The 8,325-nt window shown below is 69.7% G+C and carries 6 protein-coding genes and 2 pseudogenes; 7 read left to right on the top strand and 1 reads right to left on the bottom strand.

Annotated features, from left to right (window positions below; all coding sequences use genetic code 11):
- The 7 genes and pseudogenes from Q0741_RS18220 to Q0741_RS18190 all read left to right on the top strand — a co-directional run.
- Positions 1-2,313: pseudogene (locus tag Q0741_RS18220) on the top strand (heme utilization protein); the annotation flags it as partial.
- A gap of 273 nt (positions 2,314-2,586) precedes the next feature.
- Positions 2,587-3,453: a WxcM-like domain-containing protein gene (locus Q0741_RS18215; protein ID WP_298234611.1), complete on the top strand. Its 867-nt coding sequence runs from the start codon at positions 2,587-2,589 to the stop codon at positions 3,451-3,453.
- Positions 3,450-3,959, top strand: a complete 510-nt coding sequence (locus Q0741_RS18210; RefSeq protein ID WP_298234610.1) for an acyltransferase — start codon at positions 3,450-3,452, stop codon at positions 3,957-3,959. Before Q0741_RS18215 ends, Q0741_RS18210 begins: the two co-directional genes overlap by 4 nt.
- Positions 3,956-5,065: a DegT/DnrJ/EryC1/StrS aminotransferase family protein gene (locus tag Q0741_RS18205; RefSeq protein WP_298234609.1), complete on the top strand. Its 1,110-nt coding sequence runs from the start codon at positions 3,956-3,958 to the stop codon at positions 5,063-5,065. The genes Q0741_RS18210 and Q0741_RS18205 overlap by 4 nt, the downstream gene beginning before the upstream one ends.
- Before the next feature lie 11 nt (positions 5,066-5,076).
- Positions 5,077-6,036, top strand: a complete 960-nt coding sequence (locus Q0741_RS18200) for a glycosyltransferase (protein ID WP_298234608.1) — start codon at positions 5,077-5,079, stop codon at positions 6,034-6,036.
- On the top strand, positions 6,005-6,697 hold the full coding sequence (locus Q0741_RS18195) for an acyltransferase (protein ID WP_298234607.1): 693 nt from the start codon (positions 6,005-6,007) through the stop codon (positions 6,695-6,697). The genes Q0741_RS18200 and Q0741_RS18195 overlap by 32 nt, the downstream gene beginning before the upstream one ends.
- Positions 6,698-6,732: 35 nt before the next feature.
- Positions 6,733-7,692 carry a DUF1698 domain-containing protein gene (locus tag Q0741_RS18190; protein ID WP_298234606.1) on the top strand — a complete coding sequence of 320 codons (960 nt, stop codon included), beginning with the start codon at positions 6,733-6,735 and terminating at the stop codon, positions 7,690-7,692.
- Between the two features lie 308 nt (positions 7,693-8,000).
- Here the strand turns inward: Q0741_RS18190 and Q0741_RS18185 are convergent.
- Positions 8,001-8,325 (bottom strand): annotated as a pseudogene (locus Q0741_RS18185) (hypothetical protein); the annotation flags it as partial.

The raw sequence follows: 8,325 nt of genomic DNA, 5'->3' as shown, positions 1-8,325 counted from the left end.
CTGGGCAGTGACAACCTCAACGCGCTGGGCACGGCACAGTTCGCCGCGCTCACCACGGCACAGGTGGCGGGGCTGACGGCGGCACAGGTGTCGGCGCTGGAGACGGCGGACCTGGCGGCGCTGTCCACGGCGGCGGTCCGTTCGCTCACCACGGCGCAGTTGGCCGTGCTGACCACGGACAGGCTCAACGCACTGGGCACGGAAGACTTCGCTGCGCTCACCAGCGCGCAGGTGGCGGGGCTGACCACGGCGCAGCTCGACAAGCTCGAGAGCGCGGACCTGCGCGCGCTGGGCACGGCGGCGGTCAAGGCGCTCACCGGCGCGCAGCTCGCGGCGCTGGGCAGCAACCAGCTCGACCAGCTCACCACGGCGCAGGTGGCGGCGCTGACGACGGCGCAGCTCGCGGGGCTGGGCAGTGACAACCTCAACGCGCTGGGCACGGCACAGTTCGCCGCGCTCACCACGGCACAGGTGGCGGGGCTGACGGCGGCACAGGTGTCGGCGCTGGAGACGGCGGACCTGGCGGCGCTGTCCACGGCGGCGGTCCGTTCGCTCACCACGGCGCAGTTGGCCGTGCTGACCACGGACAGGCTCAACGCACTGGGCACGGAAGACTTCGCTGCGCTCACCAGCGCGCAGGTGGCGGGGCTGACCACGGCGCAGCTCGACAAGCTCGAGAACGCGGACCTGCGCGCACTGTCCACGGTTTCGATCAAGGCGTTGTCGGCGGAGCAGCTCGCGGCATTGGGTACGAACCAGCTCGACCAGCTCACCACGGCGCAGGTGGCAGCACTGACAACAGTGCAGCTCGCCGCCCTGAGCACGGCCGATCTCAATGCGCTGACCGGTACGCAGTTCGCTGCGCTGTCCAGTGCACAGGTGGCAGCGTTGACGACGGCGCAGCTCAACGCGCTTGTCAGTGACGATCTGCAAGCCTTGAGCACCGCGGGCATCAGGGCGCTGAACGGCGCGCAGCTGGCAGCACTGGGCAGCGACCAGCTCGATGACCTCACGGCGGCGCAGCTCACCGCGATGCTGCCGACGCAGATCGGGAACCTGGGCACGGCCGACTTCCGGGCCTTGACTGCCGGCCGCACGGCCTCGCTCAGCGTCGCGCAGGTCACGGCGTTGACGACGGCGCAGCTCGATTCGTTGAACTCCGCCGACGTGCAGGGCTTGAGCACCGCGGCGATCCGGGCGCTGAACGCGTCCCAGCTTGGGGCGCTGGGCGCCGACCAGCTCGACGACTTCACCGTCGCCCAGGTGATGGCGCTGACGACGGCGCAAATTGCCGGCCTGGCCACGGCCGATCTCAACGCCTTCAAGGCCGAACACTTTGCGGTGTTGACCACCGCCCAGGTGGCGGCGCTGTCGGTGGGCCAGATCGCCGCGCTGGAAACGCAGGACTTCGCGGCCCTGACCACCGCGGCCCTCAAGGCCCTCAGCGGTGACCAGGTCGCCGCCCTGACGACCGGCGAGCTCGGTGCGCTCTCCGCCGCCCAGGCCGCAGCGCTGGATGCGGCAGACCTGTCGCGCCTGTCCATGAGCCAGGCTGCGGCCCTCGACGTTTCGGCGATGTCAACGGCCCAGACCGCGGCCTTGGCCGGGGTGTCGCCCATCGTGCTGGACCTGGACGGCAACGGCGTGCGGACGCTGGCAGCCAGCCATGGTGTGGACTTCGACGTGGACGGCAGCGGCGTGAGCCGCGTGGGCTGGGTCGGCGCCGGTGACGGCCTGCTGGTACTGGACCGCAACGGCGACGGTGTCATCAACGACGGGCGTGAGCTCTTCGGCGCTGGCACGCTCACGGCCCAGGGCACGCGAGCGGGCGATGGCTACACCGCCATGGCGCTGGAGGACAGCAACCACGACGGCGTGCTCAGCGCGCTGGACGCGAACTGGGAGCTGCTGCGCCTGTGGGTGGATGCCAACCACGACGGCAAGACCGACGCGGGCGAGCTGCAGGCCCTGGCCCAGCACGGCGTGGCTTCCATCGACCTGCAGGCCCAGACCGGCACCGCCATGGACAACGGCAACCTGCTGGGCCTGGTGTCGAGCTGGACGGCGACGGACGGCTCGCAGCACGCGGTGGCCGACGTGTGGTTCGCCCGCGACCACGCGGTCGCGGCGGCCCCGGCCCCCGCGCTGCCCAGTGCCGACGAGCTGCTGGCACCGGCCCCCGCCGCCGTGTTGCCGGACGCGGTGGCCCAGCACGGTACCGTGGCGATCAGCGCCGCCGGCGCCGCGGTGAACCTGGCGCCGGCAGTGCTCCCGGTGGTGCAGGAGGAGCAGCGTCACCTGCCGCTGATCTGACCGCTGGCAGGCCCCGGCCCCGAGAGGGCCGGGCGTGCGGCCGATGCCCCGCGCCGGCTGGCACGCCACACGGAACGGCCCCCATGGGGCCGTTCCCTTTTTCGCGGCCCAGGCGCGCAGCGCGTGTGTCCGCTACAGGAGGCCAGGCGCGCAGCCTGGGCGGCCGCCCAATGCCACGCCCGGCGGCACCGGTCGGGGAAAGGGGGCAGATAGAGTCCTTTTTCCGCAAATCGGCGGCGGCGGCCCTGGGGTGTACTTCGGGCCATGAATGCCATGCCGTACTCCCCTTCCGGAACCGCGGACGTTGACGCCTCCGCAACGATCGATGCACGGGCCTACGTGGACCCACTGGCGTCCGTGGGGCCGGGGTGTGTCGTCCTGGGTGGCGCGCACGTGGGCGCGGGCGTGACGCTGGAGCGGGACGTGCATGTCGGCCCCAATGCCGTCTTTGCCGGCCTGCCCGGCGCGGCTGGCGATGGCCCGACCCTGGTGCGCTCCGGTGCATGGATCGGCGCCAACGCCACTCTCAGCCCGGGGCTGACCATAGGGGCGCGGGCCCTGGTTCGTCCGGGGGCGGTGGTCACGCGTTCGGTACCGCCGGCGGCCATCGTGGAGGGCAATCCCGCCAGCATCGTGGGCTATGTGGGCCTGGTCGAGCAGGCGGCCGTTGCGGCCTTCGTGGCCGAGCCGCCCGGGCGGCGCCCGGCGGCGCAGCCTCTGCCGGTCAAGGGTGTGACGCTGCATCACTTCCCCGTGATTCCCGACCTTCGCGGCCAGCTCACCGTGGGCGAGTTCGACCGGCAGGTGCCGTTCAAGCCGCTGCGCTACTTCCTGGTGTACGGCGTGCCCAGCCGCGAAATCCGCGGCGAGCATGCGCACAAGGAATGCCACCAGTTCCTCATCTGCCTGCGCGGCAGCTGCGCGGTGGTGGCCGACGACGGCCGCAACAAGGCCGAGGTGGTGCTGGACACGCCCGACCGCGGCCTGTACCTGCCGCCCATGACCTGGGGCATCCAGTACAAGTACACGCCCGACGCGATGCTGCTGGTGTTCGCCTCGCACCACTACGACGCGGCCGACTACATCCGCGAGTACGACACCTTCCTGAAGACGGTGCAGTCACGGGCGGTGCCGGCATGAGCGAAACGGGCGCCTTCATACACGCACTGGCCGACGTTCAAACCGATGACATCGGACCTGGCAGCCGTGTCTGGCAGTTCTGCGTCGTGCTCGCGGGCGCGCGCATCGGCCGCGACTGCAACATCAACGCCCAGTGCCTCATCGAAGGTGACGTGGTCCTGGGCGACCGCGTCACGGTCAAGTCAGGCGTGCAGCTCTGGACCGGGCTGCGTGTCGAGGACGACGTGTTCATCGGCCCGAACGTCACCTTCGCCAACGACAAGTACCCGCGCTCGCGTCGCCCGCCGCCGATGTTCGCCACGACGGTGCTGCGCCGCGGCGCTTCCATCGGTGCCAATGCCACCATCCTGTGCGGGGTGGACATTGGCGCCGGCGCCATGATCGGCGCCGGCAGCGTGGTGACGCGCGACGTGCCCGCAGGCGAACTGTGGGTCGGCAATCCTGCGCGCCGTCGTGGCATGGCGCCGCGCCTGGCTGAATGCAGCGCCGCGGAGGGCGGTCAATGATTCCTTTCCTGGACCTCAAGGCCATCAATCTGGCCCAGCGCGACGAACTCGTCGCCGCCTTCGAACGCGTGCTCGACTCCGGCTGGTACGTCATGGGACAGGAGCTGCAGCAGTTCGAGGCCGAATACGCCGGCTACTGCGGCGCCCGGCACTGCGTGGGCGTGGGCAACGGCCTGGACGCGCTGGTGCTGGCGTTGCGCGCGCTGGACATCGGCCCTGGCGACGAGGTGCTCGTCCCGGCCAACACCTACATCGCAACCTGGCTGGCGGCCAGCCACGTCGGCGCCACGCCCGTGCCGGTGGAGCCCGACCCCGAGACCTGCAACCTCGACCCGGCGCGGCTGGAGGCCGCCATCACGCCGCGTACCCGCGCCGTGATGCCGGTGCACCTGTACGGCCAGCCGGCGGACCTCGACCCCATCCTGGCCGTGGCGCGCCGCCATGGGCTCAAGGTGGTGGAGGACGGCGCGCAGGCGCACGGTGCGCGCTACAAGGGCCGCCGCCTGGGGGCCCACGGGGACGTGGTGGCCTGGAGCTTCTACCCCGGCAAGAACCTCGGCGCGCTGGGTGACGGCGGCGCCGTCACCACCGACGACGCCGCGCTCGCCGAGCGCGTGCGCACGCTGCGCAACTACGGCTCCAAGGTGAAGTACCACAACGAGGTGATAGGCACCAACTCGCGGCTGGATGAGCTGCACGCCGCGCTGCTGCGGCCGAAGCTGCGCACGCTCGACGAGTTCAACCGCCGCCGCGCGGCCGTGGCGGCGCGCTACCTTGAAGGCCTGGCCGGCGTGCCCGGGCTGGGCCTGCCCACGGTGGCGGACTTCGCCGAGCCGGTGTGGCACCTCTTCGTGGTGCGCCATGCCCGGCGCGACGCGCTGGCGCAGCGGCTGGCCGCCGCGGGCGTGGGCACCGTCATCCACTATCCCGTGGCGCCGCACTTGCAGCCCGCTTATGCCGCGCTGGGCCTGGCCCGCGGCACGCTGCCCGTCTCCGAACGGCTGCATGAACAGGTGTTGAGCCTGCCCATCGGCCCAACACAAAGCCTGGACCAGACCGATGCCGTGATCGCCGCCGTGCGCGACGCGGCGTCCGCGCTGGGCTGAAGTACCGCCCCATGCAGATCACCACGCTGATTCCGGCCTACAAGACCCAGTACATCCCTGATCTCCTCAACGGACTGAGGCTGCAGACCTCGCCCGTGGGCAGGGTCCTCATTTCCGACGACAGTCCCGACGGCATCTTCCGCCGCACCCTGTATTCGCCGCCCTATGCACCGTTGCTCGAAGGGCTGGACATCGAGTTTCACGAAGGGCCGCGCAACGGCGCCTACGAGAACGTCAAGCATCTGGTGCGGCTGTGGAACGGCCGCAGCGAGCTGGTGCACATCCTGTTCGACGACGACGTGCTCTACCCCGAGTTCTACGAGCGCCACCTGCTCGCGCATGCCTCGGGCGATTTCTCCTGTTCCGTGAGCCGGCGCTGGCAGGCCAGCGAGACGGGCATGCCCATCGCCGGGCAGCCGGTGCCGCCGGCCATCCAGAACCATCCCCACCGCATGCTGTCGCTCGACGATGGCGTGCTCTTCATGACGACCACGGCCGACTGCAAGAACTGGCTGGGGGAGTTCTCCAACGCCGTGTTCCGTGCCGATTGCGCCGACCTGCTGCTGCAGCCGCGCCTGGGCGTGGTGTCTTACGCCGGGCTGTGGGACCTGGGCGCCTTCCTGGCGGCCAGCACGCGGCGGCCGTTGTGCCATATCCAGGACCACCTGGGCTACTTCCGCCTTGGGCCCGCACAGAACTCGTCCAAGGCCGACAGCCCGTACATGAAAGCCGCGATCCTGGGTTATGCGGCGTTGACGCTGGGCGGCCATCTGCAGGGGCGCCTCAGCGCCGAGCAGGCCCGCTCGTGCTGGGCCAAGGTGGGGCCGGTGGTGGCGCTGCACTGGGGCCGCCAGGCCGACGTGGCACCCCTGGTGCCGCTGGTCATGGCCATGGCCCGGGGCGAGCCGCAGGCGCAGGAGCGGTTCCTGGAGGCTTGGCATGGCTTCCTGGGCTCGCACGGTTTCCTGTGATGGCCACGCTCCTGCCCCGCCTGGAGCGCTGGATTCCGCCAGCCCGCCGCTGCAACTCGACACCTGGGTGCGCGCGCTGCTCGTGCATTACTTCTTCCACGTGTCCGACCGCCACACGGTCCAGGTCGATGCGGGCGAGGGCAAGCCGCGCGTGGTGAACCTGCTCACGCCCACTGTCTTCAAGGGCCAGGGGCGCATCCGGCTGGGCGCGACGACCGTCTTCGGGGTGCCGCGCTCGCCCGGCAGTTGCAGCTGCACCTATGTCGAGGCTCGCACGCCCCAGTCGCTGATCGAGATCGGCGAGGGCACCGTGATCAACAACCGCGCGGTCATCCTGTCCGAGGGCGCCGCCATCCGCATTGGCCAGCGCTGCCTGATCGGCTTCGATTTCCAGGTGCTCGATTCCAACGCGCACCAGCTCGCCCTGGGGCAGCGCCACTTGCCGGACCAGTCGCCGCGCGACGTGGTCATCGGGGACGACGTCTTCATTGGCAGCCGTGTGACGCTGCTCAAGGGCTGCCGCATCGGCCACGGTTCCATCGTCTCGGCCGGTGCCGTGGTGCCGCCGTCATTTGTCGCGCCGCCAATGTCCATCGTCGCCGGCAACCCCGCGCGCGTCGTGGGCCAGGTGGCCGAGGCCGCCACCCCGGCCGTTTCCTGAGCCTTTTCCCCCCCACAACGACATCGGACGTCACCATGGAGAACCAAGCCCTCATCGATTCCGTCGCCAACGACTGGTGGTACTACAACGTCGAGCTGGCCCCCGGCCTGATCACCAAGGGCACCTACCTGCCGCGCGTGCCGATGCTGCCGCGCATGCTGCTGCGCAACGCCAACCTGCAAGGCATGGAGTGCCTGGACATCGGCAGCATGGAAGGGCTCATCCCCACGCTGATGGCCCGCCAGGGCGCCAAGCGCGTGCTCGCCACCGACGCGCTGCCCCACTGCGAGAAGAAGATGAACGCCATCAAGGCGCTCTACGGCGTGGATTTCGACTTCCGGCAGATCGGCCTGCTGTACGACCTGTCCTTGAAGCTGCAGGACGAAGGTGGTTTCGACCTCATCAACCTTTCCGGCGTGCTCTACCACGTGTTCTCGCCGATGCACGTGCTGGCCGGCGTGCGCCCGCTGCTGAAGAAGAACGGGCTGATGATCATCGCGACCAACGTGATGCGCCGTGACGGCTACTCGCTCGAATACAACCACCGCGGCGCGCTGCAACGCGAGAACAACACCTTCTGGTACCACTCGGTGCCGATGCTGGAGTCGATGATCCGCTACTTCAAGATGGTGCCGATCGACGTGCTGTACTGCCCGCACTCCGAGGTGAACCCGGCCAACTTCGCGCCGGGCGTGGACAGCGGCTTCATGGCCGTGATGTGCCGTGCGGTGGACGACGCCGACATCCAGGACAACGACGTCTGGGCCGCGGCCTCGCGCGCCGGATCGTGGGAATTCCTGTCGCTGTGCAACAGCGCCCTGATGAACGCGCAGCCGCGCTCGAACATTTCCTATCGCGGCGACCAGGACCGCTCAGGTCCCGCCACGGCCGGCATCGACCTCTTGCAGACCATCACCGCAGACCGGCGCCATGTGGTGGAGGCCGTTGACGACTCGCGCAACGCGCACACGCTGCGCCTGGCCGACACGTTCTGACCCCAACTCGCTCTTGGAAGTGAAGTAACCCTTTCGGGCTGAGCCTTCGACAAGCTCAGCCCGAACGGTTTTTTATTCCAGTTCTCGCTTGCCAGTGAAGTATTCCGTTCGTCCTGACCCTTCGATACCTCAGGGCAGGGTCCGGCCGTTGGCCGGATCGAAGGATGAACGGCCCCTGTCGGGACGCCGCCATCGCAGCCTGTCGGATTCGTACTTCGATACCTCAGTACGAACGGGTCATTTCACGACCGAACTGAAGTTGGAATTAGACGGCCGGGATTTACTTCACCGTCGAAGAAGAACCGCAATCACTCCAGCGCGGCCGCCACCCCGGCGCCCAGCGACCACAGCAGCGCCGTGGCCTGCTGGGCGTCCAGCAGCGCGTTGACCCGCGTGACCTGCAGGTTGTGGTACTCGCTTTCGGCGGAGATCACGTCGAACAGCGAACGCCGGCCCAGTTGCTGCCATTGCTGCAGCGTGGCCTCGCGCAGGCGCTGGCTGCCCTGCAGCACCTCGGCGCTGGCCTGCGCGCGCTCGAAGGCGGCGCGGGCCTGCTCGTGCGTCTCGGCCACGCGCTGCAGCCGCGCCGCCAGTGCGTCGTCGCGCTGCGCCAGCGCCGCCTCGGCGCGCAGG

The organism is uncultured Azohydromonas sp. (genome assembly GCF_937926365.1).
Taxonomy (GTDB): domain Bacteria; phylum Pseudomonadota; class Gammaproteobacteria; order Burkholderiales; family Burkholderiaceae_C; genus Azohydromonas.
The sequence above is the reverse complement of the archived record's forward strand: the minus strand, read 5'-3'. Positions and strand labels throughout refer to the sequence as shown.

What these genes read in the sequence shown, in the direction of transcription:
- Q0741_RS18215 (WP_298234611.1), top strand. Translation starts at nt 2,587, where the DNA reads ATGCCGTACTCCCCTTCCGGAACCGCGGACGTTGACGCCTCCGCAACG.
- Q0741_RS18210 (WP_298234610.1), top strand. Translation starts at nt 3,450, where the DNA reads ATGAGCGAAACGGGCGCCTTCATACACGCACTGGCCGACGTTCAAACC.
- Q0741_RS18205 (WP_298234609.1), top strand. Translation starts at nt 3,956, where the DNA reads ATGATTCCTTTCCTGGACCTCAAGGCCATCAATCTGGCCCAGCGCGAC.
- Q0741_RS18200 (WP_298234608.1), top strand. Translation starts at nt 5,077, where the DNA reads ATGCAGATCACCACGCTGATTCCGGCCTACAAGACCCAGTACATCCCT.
- Q0741_RS18195 (WP_298234607.1), top strand. Translation starts at nt 6,005, where the DNA reads ATGGCTTCCTGGGCTCGCACGGTTTCCTGTGATGGCCACGCTCCTGCC.
- Q0741_RS18190 (WP_298234606.1), top strand. Translation starts at nt 6,733, where the DNA reads ATGGAGAACCAAGCCCTCATCGATTCCGTCGCCAACGACTGGTGGTAC.